We start from the raw sequence: 14881 nt of genomic DNA on the forward strand, positions 1-14881 counted from the left end.
GTCAGAGGCAGTCGCTATTGGAAGGTAAATGCTCTAGCTCAAACGGCTAGGCTTGTTGCTCAATAGCGAAAGAGCGCCTCTGCCAACGTTGCATCATTTGGCTGTAGGCATCAGCAATGACAGTACGGGCACTATAGGGCTGAGCAGCGCGTACACAAGCTTCGGCTGGATAATCCTCTGGATGCTGTAGTACCTGGCGTAAGGCATCTGCGATCGCTACTGGTGTTCTTTCTTTGCAAATAACTCCGCTCTTAGCAGAGACAAATTTGGGAGTTTCACCACATAGAGTGGTAACTACTGGCGTACCGCACGAAAGCGCCTCAAGAACAACCAGAGGACCGCTTTCATAGGCACTAGTCAGTACAAAGACGCTACAGACGCGATGCAAGTCCGCAAGTTTTTCCTGGGCAACTGACCCAAGTAGTGTCACTCGCTCAGACAGTCCATGACAGTGAATTTCAGAACGTACCTCATTTGCCAGTTCCCCTTCTCCAACGATGAGCAGATGAACGTTCGGATCGTCGAGAGTCGCCCAAGAACGTATCAGTAAAATGGGATCTTTCTGGGGATGCAAGCGACCCGCGAAAAGCACAAAGCGTGTCTGTTCCGGTAAACCTAGCTGTTGTACAAGAACTCTTCGTCCTTCCTCGCGTTTACCTAAATTCAAGGGGTAAAAAACCTCGTTGTCAACTGGAAATCTGTCGTAATCGACACGCTCAGCAATCGTTGGATAACGTTGCTGGTAAAATTTAGCTGGCTCATTTTGGAACGCAATAATTTGGGTAAATTGTTTGATGAGCAAGCTTTCGAGAGCAAAGTACCCTACCGGAAAACGCTGCCAGAGAATGGCATTCTTGGCAGTTGCAGAATTCATCTGTTTTTGAATGTCATTGTGAACAAACAGCGTTTTATCTCCCTGCCACTTGAGCGCGGCTAGGCTCGGTTCCAGTCTATGAAAGTGCATGAAGTCGGAGGCAAAGGAACGCCCTAGTAGGGCGGCTGTATACTTTATTGTGGTCGGAACCAAGCTCCTGACGTTATCGTCTTGCAATGTCAATAGAGGAAGAAATTGAACGGCTCTCCCCACTAATTCTGCTTCTTGCCACTTACCTAGAGGCTGGGTTGGATCTTTTCCTGTTCCTACAAGCCGTACCTCAAACTCACTAGGAGCGTACTTGATAAAAAGGCTGATGATTGTCTGAATTCCACCTATAGTACTGTGCCAAGGATTGAACTGGTAGAAAATAGTCAGAACAGGTTTACGCATAAACAATGATTCGGGGCAATTTTGTGTAACTACCTATATAAAGTTCCCAGATGCAGCTAATAAAGAAACAATTCAGAGTAAGGCGAAGCCTATCATTTGTGTAGATAGCTTTTAGGCTCTTCCCCACGTTTTTTGCTAAGAATGCTTCACGTTTACTTTCATCAATACCTACGAATATTCTCTGGTGGTATTGACACAACAGAACCAAGCTGTCGTTCATTTAAATTGCATAAATCAAACGGGCATAATGCTTAACCCTCAAGAAATATATTTTCTTGAAGTATGCAATTAGATGATGGTCAGCTTATTAAAACTAACTTCGTAAGTAGCGCTAAGACGTTCAGCTTTATGTAGACGTTTTACCCACACAGAATGAGGCTCATGCGATCGCTAGCAGAACCGTAGCACCCAGTTAGTAGATGACGAAATATCTCAGCTAAAGTTTCAAGGTGTTTTACGACTCAAGAGCGAAGAAAAGACCTTTGAGATTTTTTCCATCTTTGAAAGTGTCAGGCTAGGACATATGAATCAAATACGTGCTGCGTCAAAAACGATACCATGCACCCTCTACCTGCACCCCTACTAGCTTGCTTCAGTAAAAAAATCCTTTACTTTCTGCAAATGTAGTTTTTCTTCATTTAACTATAACGTCCTTAGTACTGAATGATGATAAAGATTTGATAAATACCTCTAATAAAGTCTGCTCCAGAATTTATGTAACCTAGTAGATGAACCCCCATCTCTGATAAATTTTCGCTCTAGTGACTGTTGGGTTGGCTCATGGCAGATGTCAGCACGTTACCAAGTACCTTGATTAATGTTTCATTCTGCTCAGGAGTGCCAATCGTGATGCGTAGCTTATCGTCTAACCGAGGTTGGTTGAAGTATCGGACTAAGATTCCACGTTGCTTAAGGGTTTCGTAGAGGTGTTGGGCATTGCCTGAAGGTGACTGCGCTAAGAGAAAGTTAGCTTGTGAGGGTAAGACATAAAAGCCCAATTTCTCAAGCTCTCTAGCCATCTGGCTTCTGGAAGCCTTAATCTTCTCAGAATTAGCATTTTTGTGACTTTGATCTGCGATCGCAGCTGCTCCAACAGCAGAAGCAACAGCATCCACGTTATAGCTATCTTTAACCTTAATCAATCCTTCCAGCAGCACTGGGTTTGCCACACCGAAACCTAACCTTAATCCAGCCATCGAGTAGCCCTTAGACAAGGTTCTCAAAATGATCACATTGTCGTGCTGTTTTACCAATTCCAGTGCATCTGACTCGGCGAAATCTACATAGGCTTCGTCCACAACCAACACGCCAGATAACTGTCTAGCTAGCTTATCCAGCAGTTCTACTGGCACAATAGTTCCAGATGGACTATTCGGAGAAGCGATAAACGTTACGGCTCCTTGAGCGGCAATTAATTGCTCAACTGGTAAGCTGTAGTCCTCGTGATAGGGGACTTCCACAAATTCTGCTCCTTGAATTTGTGACAAGGTGCGGTATAAGACGTAAGTGGGCATCGGATAAACCACTTGTCGCAGTGGCTCAGTGCAAGCACGAACAATCATCGTCAAAAGGTCATCACTACCATTACCGACAAGAATCCAATCAGCAGGTACTCCCAAGACTTGACTCGCAGCTTGGCAAAACGCTTTCGCCATGGGATCAGGGTAGCGCCGCAGAAGCTCTCCCGGCAATTCCTGTAGTACCTTCAATGCCTCAGGAGAAGGGGGATAGGGATTCTCATTCGTGTTTAACTTGATGACTTTTGCCTCTGGTGGTGGCTGCTCACCAGGCGCGTAACCGGACATATCATTAATATTTGGGCGAAAGTAAGTCATGAGATGACAAGCTAATGGTTGAGGTTTTTACTCAGATTTTGGTTTTACCTCAGAACTTACACCATTCTCGGTAAGTTACCAATCCCGCCCGGAACTTCCCTGGCGGATGATGCGAACGGTGCAAGCTCTCAGTTTACTGACAGGTTAGCGGACTTTACTTTACCCCATCTTGATTAGCGGGACTTAAACAAAAATAAAGATTAAAGCAAGTTATAGTGTTTACGAAGCAAGCACTTCACGCTGAGGTTTCTCCCAATGAAAGAGACAACTCCTGCCGCCATGCCCCCATGCTTTGACAGACGGTGTAAACGCTTTGATGATTTGTTGACGCATCAAGCGCAAAAACGGGAGTTTAGAAACTATATTGGGGGATTATTAGGGGAAAGCGAACGAAAAAACCTATCTCAAATGGCGGATAACGCGGTGGGAGTGACGTACCACCGATTGCACCCTTGGTGCGCCTGAATTCGGAGGAAACATCCGAGACGGCGCATCCGTTTTTTGACGGAAGCGCCCTGGAAGGCTCAAGAGGTAAATGAGCGCCGTTTAGAGGTGATGAAGAGGATATCGACCTGGCATTGTGCTGATTGATGCAGGCTATGGCAATAACATAACGTTTCTGAGCGAACTAGAAAAGAGGAGACTAAAATATCTAGGGGGATTAGCCAAAAACCACAACGTGATAATTGAAATACAGGCAAATAAGCGAGAAGAGATCCGATTAGATGATTTAGCTGAATTATTACATATGGAAGCTTTCACTCCGATTCAACTCAATCTAGATAAACCCAAAACCGTTTGGGTGGCTCCTGTTGAAGTTGAACTCTCACATCTAGAAGGAACGAGAACAATTGCTATCGTCATGAATGCTTGCTCCTTCCAACAAGCCAGTGATCTTGATTATTTTATTACGAATGTTGATGGCTCAACGGCGACAGCCGAATCGATAGTAACCACCTATTCTCAAAGAAACTGGATAGAAGGTTTCTATCGGGAAGCTCTCGTGCTGGTTGGGGCTATCCGAATATCAAAATAGAGACTCTCCGCAGTCTGCTAAGACATTTTATTCTTGTATTTTGTGCTTACACTTTCATTGTATGGCACCCCTTAACAGGAGGATTAAGACGAAGGTGGGCATCCAAACCTTTAAACACTTTTGTTGATGCATGTTTAGGTGTTTCGCACAGCCATGTCTTTCCGTTTTGTTGAGTGGTTGAACCACAATCGTGACATCTTCGCCGCGAACATCGCTTCTTTAGGCTTTGTTTGGTCTTGAAATTTGTTTAAGTCCCGATAACAAACAACAAACGACAAAAAGACCCATGGCTTTACACTTAATCTCTAAACAACACCCTGATGATTTTCGCCGTCGCTTCTTCCGGCTAGCGAGTGTCAATGTCCTCTCCAATCTCATGGTTCCCATCGCGGGTTTAGTGGATGTGGCGTTTCTGGGACACTTGGCAGAAATTCGTCACTTGGCTGGAGTTGCCTTAGCCACTGTTCTGTTCAACTACATCTACTGGACGTTTGGTTTCCTACGCATGGCTACCACTGGGACGACGGCGCAAGCGGTGGGACGTTCTGATGAAGATGCAGTGTTACTGGCTCTTTTGCGTAACGGTGTACTTGCGTTGGGCTTAGGGTTCATCATCCTAGTCTTGCAGTACCCGTTACGAGAACTTGGCTTTGCCTTGTTGAGTGCAACACCAGAAGTCAAGGCTTCGGGAATTGCTTACTACAACGCCTTGGTTTGGGGCGCACCTGCAACGTTGCTCAACTTTGTCTTGATTGGTTGGTTTTTGGGGCGTGAACAAGGTGGTAGGGTTTTGCTGTTGTCGGTAGTCGGGAATGGCACAAATATTGTGCTGGACTACCTGTTTATTGTCCGGTTGGGGTGGGAAAGTGCAGGCGCAGCTATTGGTACAGCGGCGAGTCAGTACTTGATGTTGATTGTTGGGGTAATTCTTATCTATCGGGAACACTGGTTTGGCAAGGCAAGGGCAGTGGTTGGACAAATTCTCGATCCATCTGCTCTGAAAGCTGGCTTTGCTCTCAATGGTGATATCTTAGTGCGTACTTTTGTCCTTGTTTCGACCTTTGCGTTGTTCACCAATCTCAGTTCGGGTTTCGGAACTGTTGTGCTAGCCACCAACACGTTACTTTTACAGGTAGTGACTTTAGCTGCTTACTTTATTGATGGACTAGCTTTTGCGACTGAAAGTTTTGCCGGAATCTTTCGCGGCAAAGGTGCGAGTGAGCAACTAGTTCCTTTAGTACGAATCTCTGGGGGAAGTAGTTTAATCATGGGACTCCTCTTCGCCCTTGTCTTTAACCTATTTCCAATTTCTCTATTTGGGCTTTTGACGAACCATAAAGAGGTAATTGAGCCGATTCGCAATTATGTCGGGTGGTTAGTTCCTATTCTCGGCTTCGGATCGATCGCATATATGTTAGATGGGTACTTCTTGGGCTTAATGGAAGGGCCTATCCTCCGAACTTCAACAGTCATAGCAGCTTTAGTCGGGTTTGCTCCAGTCGCACTGCTGGCTTGGTGGTTCCATAGTAGTCAGTTGTTGTGGTTGGCTCTATCGTTGTTCATGGTAGGAAGAGTCGTTACCCTTGCGGTGAAAGTACCGAGGACGTTCAATAATTAGGTTCAGGAATTAGATCAGGAGGCATCAATGCAGCGAGTTACTGAACCGGAAGTTATGGATACTCAGGAAGAAGCGATCGCCTATGACGCGATGGACTTCACTGAGGTTAATACTGCCTTTGCTAAACGGGCGATTGAACTCGGTTCACTATCAGGCTTAATGCTTGATGCTGGGACTGGGACTGCACGCATTCCTATCCTTATTTGTCAAGAGCGTCCACAATGGCAAATTATCGGCATCGATCTTGCTAAATCTATGCTGCAAGTAGGTAGAAAGAATGTTGAGCAAGCTGGCTTACAAGAACAAATTACCCTAGAATCCGTTGATGCCAAGCATTTGCCTTATGCCGATGCTCACTTTGATATGGTGATTTCCAATAGCTTGATTCATCACCTACCCGATCCATTACCCTTCTTAAAAGAACTGAAGCGTGTTTTGAAACCCAATAGGGGAATCCTCATTCGTGATTTACTTCGACCAATGAATGAGGACATTATGAATGGCTTAGTGGATAGTATCGGGACTGAGTACGATGAGCATCAAAAAATGCTGTTTCGCGATTCTCTCCACGCCGCTTTTACCTTAGATGAAGTGAACCAGCTTGTTTCAGATGCGGGTTTGGAGGGTGCTAAGCTTTATCAATCTTCAGATCGCCACTGGACACTAGAGCGACAGGCAATGGGTTAGGAGATGCGATCGCTCCATCAGGAAAAAAGGTTGAAATTAATTCATGCCATGAATTAATTCGTGAAAACCGAGCAATAAATTATGATTAGGGAAAACATCTAGTTTTTTCTTGATTCCTGAGATTATTCCTAGGTGTAAATATTTAAAACATTCATAACTTCTTACTTCGGGAAATAAGTCTTTGTATCCTACACAATATTTATCGATGAAGGATACTGTTGGCTGGGCATCTCTTGCCAAATGTTTCAGGATTTGTAACTCTACATCCATTACCCTGTCTACAATGCACGAGGTTTACAGTATTTATTTCTTTATTCTAATTCTCGGAGAGTGACATAAGAGGGATACACACAAATTTCTTTGCTTAAGTTCAAGGCTTTTCAGCCCCCTAAATCCCCCAATTCTGGGGAACTTTGAAAAAAAACCTGTTCTCCCCAATTTTGGGGAGCTAGGGGTGGCAAATGCAGCATTTTGAGGTTGATTGAGAGATATGTGTACGCCTTAGCCTACAAGGAGAGGCGAGGCAAATTGCTAAGCAGTGATTTTTATCACTGCTTTTCCAGTTTCTCCTCACTATGACTTAGGATTTCTGTCAGCTTGAAAGGCAAATTAAATCACATATTTATTCAGTTTTTCTCACAAAAATGTTTGCATAATTCTTTGGCTTTAGGGTGTTAAGTCTATAGAAATGAGTGCCTAAACACTTAAGCAAAAATTGAAGGAGTTAATGATGTTGCAAGCTTTAGAAATCCTTGAAAAGTCTTCAGATTTCAATCTTGTAGGGCTAAAAGAACAGCCCCTTGTGGCAACTGAGACAGCGGCTATCAAACCGCAGCAACATCAGAAATTAACATCACAGTGGCAGCTAGTAGAAGGAAAACTAGTGTGCCAGTGGCGAAAAGGGGAAGTCTAAGAAAGCCTCAATGTTGTAGTCAACCTAACGAATCACCTTCTTTTCTTATTAATTACTGAGTCGTAATAATCATGAAAACTCTCAATCAAACCAAAGCAGAAGCGTTCGCACAACGGATGTTGGATATTCTCAATAGTGGCGCACTTGCTTTGATGACTTCTATCGGACACCGCACCGGGTTATTTGATACCTTGGCTAAGCTGCCACCTTCTACGAGTCAGCAAATTGCTGAGGCAGCAGGATTAAACGAGCGATACGTGCAGGAGTGGTTAGGAGCAATGGTAACGGGTCGTTTCGTTGAATATGCTCCTGCTACAGGTACTTACTCCCTACCTGCCGAACATGCAGCTTTTCTGACACGAGACGCCAGTCCTAATAATCTTGCTGTCACCGCACAATTCATTCCACTGCTAGCAACGGTAGAAGATCAGATACTCGACTGCTTCCATAAGGGTGGAGGTGTTCCCTACTCTGCTTACAAGCGCTTCCATCAAGTTATGGCAGAAGATAGCGGGCAAACAGTTGTTGCTGCACTGGAGGAATCTGTTCTTCCCCTGATTCCCCATTTAATGGAAGCTTTGGAAAGGGGAATTGATGTGCTTGATGTGGGTTGTGGTAGTGGGCGTGCGCTCAATGCGATGGCGAAACGGTTCCCTAACAGTCGCTTCAAAGGTTATGACTGCTCTGAAGAAGCGATCGCAACGGCTCAATTAGAAGCGAACAATCGCGGACTCACCAACAGTCAGTTTCAGGTCAAAGATGCTGCCCAACTGAACGAAGTGGAGCAATATGACTTAATTTGCACCTTTGATGCCATTCATGACCAAGCCCAACCGGATGTAGTGCTGCGCGGTATTCACCAGGCATTGCGTTTAGATGGCACCTACTTAATGCAGGACATTCGGGCTTCTAGCCAGGTTCACGGTAATTTAGAGCATCCAGCCGCACCAATGCTCTACACGATTTCTTGCCTACATTGCATGACAGTATCACTCTCTACAGGCGGCATGGGGCTTGGTGCTGTGTGGGGTGAAGAGAAGGCTTTGGAAATGTTGACAGAAGCGGGATTCACTAGCGTAACGATCCAGCAACTCGACCATGATTTCCTAAATAACTACTACATCGTCAAGAAGAACTAGGAGACTAACCATGTGCCAAGTCTGTGCAATAGCATGGCGTTACCAAAGTCTTAACAAAAGTGATTCGCTGTTTCTTGATAGTAGCGCCATCCAGAGTGTTGTTGGATTAAGCGATCGCTTCACCCAATCTACAAAGTTACAAGCGACGAAATCTCGGCAAGTGGTACTCAATCACAAATTGCCCAGACCCCTTAGCACTCATGAATCGTGAGGATAACACTATGATCACTGTATTAGTTCAAAGGTGAGCAATTGTGAGGCGTTTTAGTGAACAAGTGGCATCTATATATACCCCATAGCTAAAGCTAAACGAAACCCTAGACTGGAATAGCTGATTCAGTCTTTGGGTTTCGTTTGACCAAAGCTGAACGCTGATTGCTGAATGCTCTACCTACATTAAACAGGTCGCCGTCCGCCAAAAACGGCAAAGCTAAAATTCTTATACCAGCAATCTACATCCTGAAAACCAGCTTTTTTTAGCCAACCTAGCTGAGTGTTGAGTGGAGCCATGCGATCATATTTCATACGCTCAAACGCCTGGTTTAGCTCCTCCTCTGAGACACCAAGAGTACAGACAGATTCAAGCCAGTGAGTTCGGTAGAGCTTTTCTATCTCAGTTGTAGAGCCTAAAACTTGGTCAGCATTGATAAACATACCACCAGGCTTTAAGGAAGAGTAAATTCGCTCTGTTAGGTGTTCCTTATCCGCATCTTCTAGGTGATGGATCGATAGGGCGGAGATAATCAGATCATAGGAGCCTTCAAAATCAGTTTTGACATAATCACCAACCAGTATCCTCGGTGACTTACCCATTCCAGTAAACCGAGCTTTTGCCTTCTCCAACATCTCAGGAGCTAAATCCATCAGTGTCCAAGAAGCGTTTGGGAAAACTGCACAGATCATGCCTGAATACAAACCTGTACCTGCACCCAGATCAAGAACCGACAGTGGTGCAGTCTTCTCGAAAGGCACAACACGGACAGCCGTATCGTAGAAATCGTCAAAACATGGAATTAGGAGGCGACGCAACTGATCATAATCGGCAGCAGCGATATCAAAGGCTTGTTGAATGTTCACGCTTTACTGACTAAGCTGATGTGCATTTAACTTATAGCAGTTAGCAGTCAGCTATTAGCCCTCAGGTTTTTTGTTTTTTTGACTATGGTGCTAGTTTCACAGCCTTTAACTGTACCTCATGCAAGTTATAGCAAAAGGCAGAAGGTTTATTATTAGTACGCGGTCGTTTCAGCCGTTAGAGCTGTCCTAACCTTTATAGCCACAGCTATAAATACAAGAGTAGGGTACTATTATGCCTTGCCCTCAATCACCAGTCCTCAGCCCCTAATCTCCTTCAACAGCTTTGCTAAACTGACTGCGATGCAGAACCATCTCACCATGTTCTGGAATCCAAACGATCCACTCAGTATCAGAGTGCTTACACAATAGCAGTGCTTCGTCATGACTATAAGGACTGGGATGTTCCTGAAGCTGTACCCAAGTCGAAGCTTGCAAATCTTCAGTCGTGCTGATTTCAGACTTTGTTAACCAATTTAGAGGATGCAGGTATGGTGGTAGGTTAACTACTGAGTTACGGGAATCGAGTTTCATAAGCTTATATTCCTTCAAGCTACCCACTGAGAAAAGCAGATGCTTCAGGGAAAGAAATGCGATCGCTTTACAAAGAAATTGCCTTTACTCACTGAAGAAATGTATATTTTGTCAACGAGTAGTCCCGATTTCAGTGGTGCAAGGTGATCGCTTCTTCCCACTTGGCTGAGCAACGCTGCAAACAGCGGGTAAAATCAATTATTTTCTGTAGCTAATGTTACAGAATTTTGATTTCTTTCTACAAGCAAATGTCTAATAACTTTACCTTCGCCTATCCAAGTCAAGGACACCTGACGCTTCCTTATTTTCAAAAGACTCTTTGTTCAAGAACATCTAACTCAGCTTGACTTAAAACTTTTGGCTTCATTTGACGTAAATCACTGTATACTGATTCAATGTCTTTAAGCTTGAAGTATTCCGTCAGAGTACCAATTTTATAATTAGATTTCTTATATCGATGTTTGAAATACAGCTCCACATTACCTCGATGCTTCCAAGTATCAATTACCTGGATTTCAAACTGCTTAAAGTAAGTAGCCAAATCCCTCTGAACTTCATTTATTCGTTCTTCAATCGGTCGCTTGGTTACACCAATTTTGTGTAATGTTTTCCTTCCAGTTTTGATTTCCAGAAAGTATAAACTCCTCTCTAGGATGCTCTTCAGTTGAGCGCGATAGATTCTCAAATCAGCAACTCTTTCTATTAAGTGCCGGGAATTTATCAGCCTTGCTCGTTCCGCTATTCCTTCTAGCTGCAATAGCTTATCTAGCAATAATGGCTCTTGCACTTCGTCGAAAAGCGCTAACGGTAGCCCTCCAACAGGGATTTTTCCCAAATCTGTAAATTCATAAAATCCTTGGCTATTCAAAGTTAAGAGCTTAGATAAAACTAACCTCAGAGAAGGTTTTATAAAAATACCTTCATTCCTAACTCCATAGTTTTGCCAAAAGACTTTTAATTCTTCCAACTCTTTACCCGACAACTGGATATTGAAATTGTCATAGAGGGGTAGAGATGGGATTTCCCGATTAGCAATACGATTGGCAACAGGACGACACGTCTCTTCCGTGTGTGCAAAGTGATGTTCTTTTACTTTCCCCTTCTTTGCTGTCAGCCCTTCGCCACAATACACACATGTCAACAATGTTTTGCCGCTTGGTACATCTTCAATAGAAACTAGGGCGTTGTCTTGACTAACGCCATACTTCAGCCACATCGATTTTCTCTTCTAATACTTTGGGTTGACGCCTCTTACAGCAGAGACTTTTTGAGGCACCCTCTTCCAGAATAGCTAACGGCTCAATGATTGGCTCTAACTAACAGCCTTCTCCCGCACCACATCCATCCACAAATAAAAAAGGCTTAAGTACAAATACTTAAGCCTTTTTCGCTTGGAGGCGAGTAACTGATATGGATTTGCTGACGAGCTAGTTAGCCATGCTTACGCTAGCAAAACAAACACAGGCTCGCTCTTGGTTTAGTTGAGAGCGCTTAGTAGCGGCGAGAGAAGTTGTTTCCCCGACCACCACCGGACGAACCTCTATCTTCACGAGGCTTCGCCTTGTTCACTTTCAAGTCACGACCCATCCATTCCGCACCGTCAAGTGCATCAATGGCGGCTGTTTCTTCAGCCTCTGTATCCATTTCCACAAAACCAAAGCCACGTAAGCGACCCGTTTCACGATCGGTAGGGAGCTGAACCCGCTTGACCGTACCATATTCTGCAAAAACACCGTTAAGGTCTTCTTGCGTGACTTCGTAGGATAAGTTGCCTACATAAATTGACATAAATTGTCTCCAAAATCAAAGAGGTGAAGAGATTTAGATTTCGGAGAGAAGCCTGTACTGACCAAAAGGAAAATGCCCATCAATACTAGAAACAAACGCTGCAACCGAATTTATTCTCACTTCCTATCTTAGCACGGTGGCTTGAAGGAATGGAGATATGGGGGCAATCTTGTTCAGAAATCATAGCCTGTATACTCAGCGCGTTGAGTTAATTCCCTATGCGGCTTTCTTCAACGGAAGCCAGTCAACTGATATAAGCAGCACCCAATCCTAGTCTCACTGAGTCATCCAGGTGTGTACCCCATCCTCTCTACCCAAGAACTGACTCAACAGTTAAACTAGCGATCGCGTAATTCCAGTGATCTGAGTGACTAATTCTGAAGCAGCACTCAGTAAGGAGGTTTCAATATCAACCTTGTAGTTGGGGCACTGAGCAATTGCACTCACAACCTTCTCCAAATCTGCATTTCCCTTCCTTGCTCCCAATCCATTAATTGAGCATTCAATTTGTTTGGCTCCAGAGGCTAGAGCAGCAAGTGAATTCTCTACGGCTAATCCTAGATCGTCATGACAGTGAACTGCGATCGCAACTTGGTCAATATTGGGAATGCGATTCATAATCATTGCAATCAACCCTGAAAACTCTTCAGGTGAGGATGTACCAAAACTGTCAGGAATTGCCACAGTCGTTGCACCATTTTTGATAGCTGCTTCAACCGCTTTACATAGAAAATCGGGTTCGCTCCTAAAAGCATCAAATGCTGACCATTCGACATCAGCACAGTAGTTTCTGGCAAGACTAACGCTATGTTTTATTATTTCTAGAATCTCTTTTTTACTCAATTCAGATTGATTCTTTAGATTAATCGGAGTAAAAACATTAATTCTCCCTTTAGCAGCAGGCTTGAGAGCTAGAGCAACACTGACAATTTCCTCTTGCTTAGAGCTAGACAGTCCGCAAATTGTAGCTTCTTTGATTTTTTTAGAAATCATTGAGATTTCATCAAAATCCTTCATAAAAGCTCCTGGATATCCTACTTCAATCACATCAACACGCATCTGGTTGAGAAGCTTAGCGATACTCATTTTTTGGTCACCATTCATTTTGACACCGGGCATCATTTCTCCATCCCGCATAGTGGTATCAAAAATAATGACTTTTGACTCTGAAAATTCGTTTTGCATAATACTGCGTCGTTATATCGACAATTCAGCAAGTGCTTCCATTGCAGCGTTCGCCTTTTCTGTAGGCACAAACAAATGATCGTGGTAATAGGCTGCAACTGGGTTGACACTAATGGCATACTCAGCAAGTTTTCCCGTGATTGCGGCTAGAAAACCTACCGCATTCAGATTGGAATGTACAGACAAAGTAATCATCCGAGAGATGTATTCGTACTGCAACCCCAGATTATCTGCTTGTTCTCGTTTCAGAATTAAAGTTAGCCCTTCATCTTCCTGAAACTGACCAATAGGTTGAACAGCCAATTCATTGAAGTGCCCAGGAGATAGGGTACAAAATACAAACTCTCCGTCCCGTAGCACAGGCTTCATAGATTTAAGAAGAACAGCAAGGTTAGTTTCACCCAGCATAAAATTTTCAATCTCTTGAATTGAAATACAATCGAGTTCCTAATCATACTGAGTTGTAGAAGCGGTAAAAATCAAGTAGGGGCACGGTATACCGTGCCCCTATATTGAATTACGACTTCACAAGTTGTCGTTTACCCAATCTATCGAGGGGTAATCACTAAGTTAGAGCCTAATCTGAGGTCTAGGTCTGTGTCAGGTTCAATCGAAATCAGGTCAACGCTGTTGCGTCCGAGGAAGGTAGTAATCAGGTTAAGTACAACACCTGCACCACCACCAATCAAGAGTTCCTCAGTAGCGATCGCCCGGTCACCTGTGACGGCTGCGATCGCCGCCGCCGCCGCAGTACCCAAAGCCGCATTCTTCACAAGATTGCCAACATTAATGCCCTTGCGAACAGTTTCAGTTGTGGTGATCACCTGAGATGTGGCGTTGATTGGCATCTGCTGGCTACCCATCACCAATGTTTGGGCGACAAACTGAGCACCACCTTGGGCAGGACGTAACTCACCAATAACCTCACTTCCGGCAGGAATCAGGACTCTACCATCAGCCGTAGTGATATTAGCATCCACAGTCAGGGTTAGTGGTACAGTTTCCTCGTTTGTGATGAGAATTTTTTCTCTTTCATACTGTACAGGAATAGAAGTCCCGGAAGGAATCGTCACAGGCCCAGTCACTACTGGTGTCTGGTTGACGACATAAGGGGAGTTGATCGCTACCGCTTCCCCTTCTTTGACCAATGCTTGGTAGAGGAAAGCGGCTACTTCTGCACGAGTCGCATTGCGGGTGGGATTCAAAGTCGAGAGGTTGGGATAGTTCACCACCAACTGGTTTTGCGTTGCTGCCGCAATTGGATCACGAGCAAAATTAGAAATCCTAGAAGCGTCGTTGTAGATATTCAGAACAGTGGATGTTGCAGTGCTAGAAGAGTAATCTAGTCCGTTTGCAAGCGCAACTAAGACTTGTTCACGGGGAATATTTTGCTCTGGTCTAAAGACGTTACCGGGGTAACCTGCCATGAATCCGGTGGTGTAGGCGGTTTGAATGGCGGAAGCTGCCCAGTAGTTTGAGCGGACATCAACAAAATTGGTGTTGCCACGAACAGATGGCTGATCGAAGGATTCATTCGCTTTACGCAGCATCGCCGCGAACTGGGCACGGGTTACTGGCGCATCGGGGCGGAATGTGCCATCAGGGAATCCAGCGATAATCTGCCGCTCTGACAGTTCTGAAATGAAATCCTCTGCCCAGTAGTTTGATGAGACATCACTAAAACCGCTTGCTTGTGCAAAAGCAGGGGCAGTTGACACGAGAGGGGCAAGGGTTCCAGTAGTGATTCCGAGCGCTAGGAAAGCGGCGGTTCCTGCTTGCCAGCGAGAGAAGTTAGACATTGAAGG

At 44.5% G+C, this 14881-nt stretch carries 14 protein-coding genes and 2 pseudogenes; 6 read left to right on the plus strand and 10 right to left on the minus strand.

From position 1 onward, the window contains the following. Positions 1 to 46: 46 nt before the first annotated feature. Both H6F98_RS29770 and hisC read right to left on the minus strand, forming a co-directional pair. The gene (locus H6F98_RS29770) at positions 47 to 1267 is read right to left on the minus strand and encodes a glycosyltransferase (protein ID WP_192222356.1); all 1221 of its coding nucleotides are present in this window, start codon (positions 1265 to 1267) and stop codon (positions 47 to 49) included. A gap of 758 nt (positions 1268 to 2025) precedes the next feature. Then, positions 2026 to 3102: a histidinol-phosphate transaminase gene (gene hisC / locus H6F98_RS29775; protein ID WP_192222357.1), complete on the minus strand. Its 1077-nt coding sequence runs from the start codon at positions 3100 to 3102 to the stop codon at positions 2026 to 2028. Between the two features lie 255 nt (positions 3103 to 3357). Between hisC and H6F98_RS29780 the strand changes: the two are divergent. From H6F98_RS29780 to H6F98_RS29790, 3 genes and pseudogenes are all read left to right on the plus strand, one after another. Beyond that, positions 3358 to 4378: pseudogene (locus tag H6F98_RS29780) on the plus strand (transposase). A gap of 46 nt (positions 4379 to 4424) precedes the next feature. Beyond that, positions 4425 to 5756 carry a guanitoxin biosynthesis MATE family efflux transporter GntT gene (gntT, locus tag H6F98_RS29785; protein ID WP_199349097.1) on the plus strand — a complete coding sequence of 444 codons (1332 nt, stop codon included), beginning with the start codon at positions 4425 to 4427 and terminating at the stop codon, positions 5754 to 5756. 27 nt (positions 5757 to 5783) lie between these two features. Beyond that, on the plus strand, positions 5784 to 6443 hold the full coding sequence (locus H6F98_RS29790; RefSeq protein WP_192222358.1) for a class I SAM-dependent methyltransferase: 660 nt from the start codon (positions 5784 to 5786) through the stop codon (positions 6441 to 6443). Positions 6444 to 6545: 102 nt separating this feature from the next. On the opposite strand, the pseudogene H6F98_RS29795 reads toward H6F98_RS29790, so the two are convergent. Then, positions 6546 to 6713, minus strand: a pseudogene (locus H6F98_RS29795) (IS701 family transposase); the annotation flags it as partial. 457 nt (positions 6714 to 7170) lie between these two features. Here H6F98_RS29795 and H6F98_RS29800 point away from each other — a divergent pair. The 3 genes from H6F98_RS29800 (at position 7171) to H6F98_RS29810 (ending at position 8706) form a co-directional block, all read left to right on the plus strand. Further along, the gene (locus H6F98_RS29800; protein ID WP_192222359.1) at positions 7171 to 7356 is read left to right on the plus strand and encodes a hypothetical protein; all 186 of its coding nucleotides are present in this window, start codon (positions 7171 to 7173) and stop codon (positions 7354 to 7356) included. A gap of 71 nt (positions 7357 to 7427) precedes the next feature. Further along, a complete protein-coding gene (locus tag H6F98_RS29805) occupies positions 7428 to 8495 on the plus strand; it encodes a class I SAM-dependent methyltransferase (RefSeq protein WP_192222360.1) in 1068 nt (355 codons plus the stop codon). Positions 8496 to 8505: 10 nt separating this feature from the next. After that, on the plus strand, positions 8506 to 8706 hold the full coding sequence (locus tag H6F98_RS29810; RefSeq protein ID WP_192222361.1) for a hypothetical protein: 201 nt from the start codon (positions 8506 to 8508) through the stop codon (positions 8704 to 8706). Between the two features lie 185 nt (positions 8707 to 8891). Here the strand turns inward: H6F98_RS29810 and H6F98_RS29815 are convergent, their stop codons facing one another. The 7 genes from H6F98_RS29815 to H6F98_RS29845 all read right to left on the minus strand — a co-directional run bounded on the left by H6F98_RS29815 (position 8892) and on the right by H6F98_RS29845 (position 14875). Next, positions 8892 to 9572: a class I SAM-dependent methyltransferase gene (locus H6F98_RS29815; protein WP_192222362.1), complete on the minus strand. Its 681-nt coding sequence runs from the start codon at positions 9570 to 9572 to the stop codon at positions 8892 to 8894. A 264-nt stretch (positions 9573 to 9836) separates the two neighbouring features. Continuing rightward, entirely contained in the window at positions 9837 to 10103 is a 267-nt protein-coding gene (locus H6F98_RS29820) for a hypothetical protein (RefSeq protein ID WP_192222363.1), read from the minus strand. A gap of 307 nt (positions 10104 to 10410) precedes the next feature. Beyond that, a complete protein-coding gene (locus H6F98_RS29825; RefSeq protein WP_192222364.1) occupies positions 10411 to 11319 on the minus strand; it encodes a GIY-YIG nuclease family protein in 909 nt (302 codons plus the stop codon). 275 nt (positions 11320 to 11594) lie between these two features. After that, on the minus strand, positions 11595 to 11891 hold the full coding sequence (locus H6F98_RS29830; protein ID WP_192222365.1) for an RNA-binding protein: 297 nt from the start codon (positions 11889 to 11891) through the stop codon (positions 11595 to 11597). 333 nt (positions 11892 to 12224) lie between these two features. Beyond that, on the minus strand, positions 12225 to 13076 hold the full coding sequence (locus H6F98_RS29835; protein WP_192222366.1) for a 2-isopropylmalate synthase: 852 nt from the start codon (positions 13074 to 13076) through the stop codon (positions 12225 to 12227). A 12-nt stretch (positions 13077 to 13088) separates the two neighbouring features. Then, positions 13089 to 13484: an ACT domain-containing protein gene (locus H6F98_RS29840; RefSeq protein WP_192222367.1), complete on the minus strand. Its 396-nt coding sequence runs from the start codon at positions 13482 to 13484 to the stop codon at positions 13089 to 13091. 140 nt (positions 13485 to 13624) lie between these two features. After that, positions 13625 to 14875 carry an S-layer homology domain-containing protein gene (locus H6F98_RS29845; RefSeq protein ID WP_192222368.1) on the minus strand — a complete coding sequence of 417 codons (1251 nt, stop codon included), beginning with the start codon at positions 14873 to 14875 and terminating at the stop codon, positions 13625 to 13627. Positions 14876 to 14881 lie beyond the last annotated feature (6 nt).

Source organism: Microcoleus sp. FACHB-SPT15 (assembly GCF_014849525.1).
GTDB classification, from domain to species: Bacteria; Cyanobacteriota; Cyanobacteriia; order Cyanobacteriales; family Coleofasciculaceae; genus Symplocastrum; species Symplocastrum torsivum.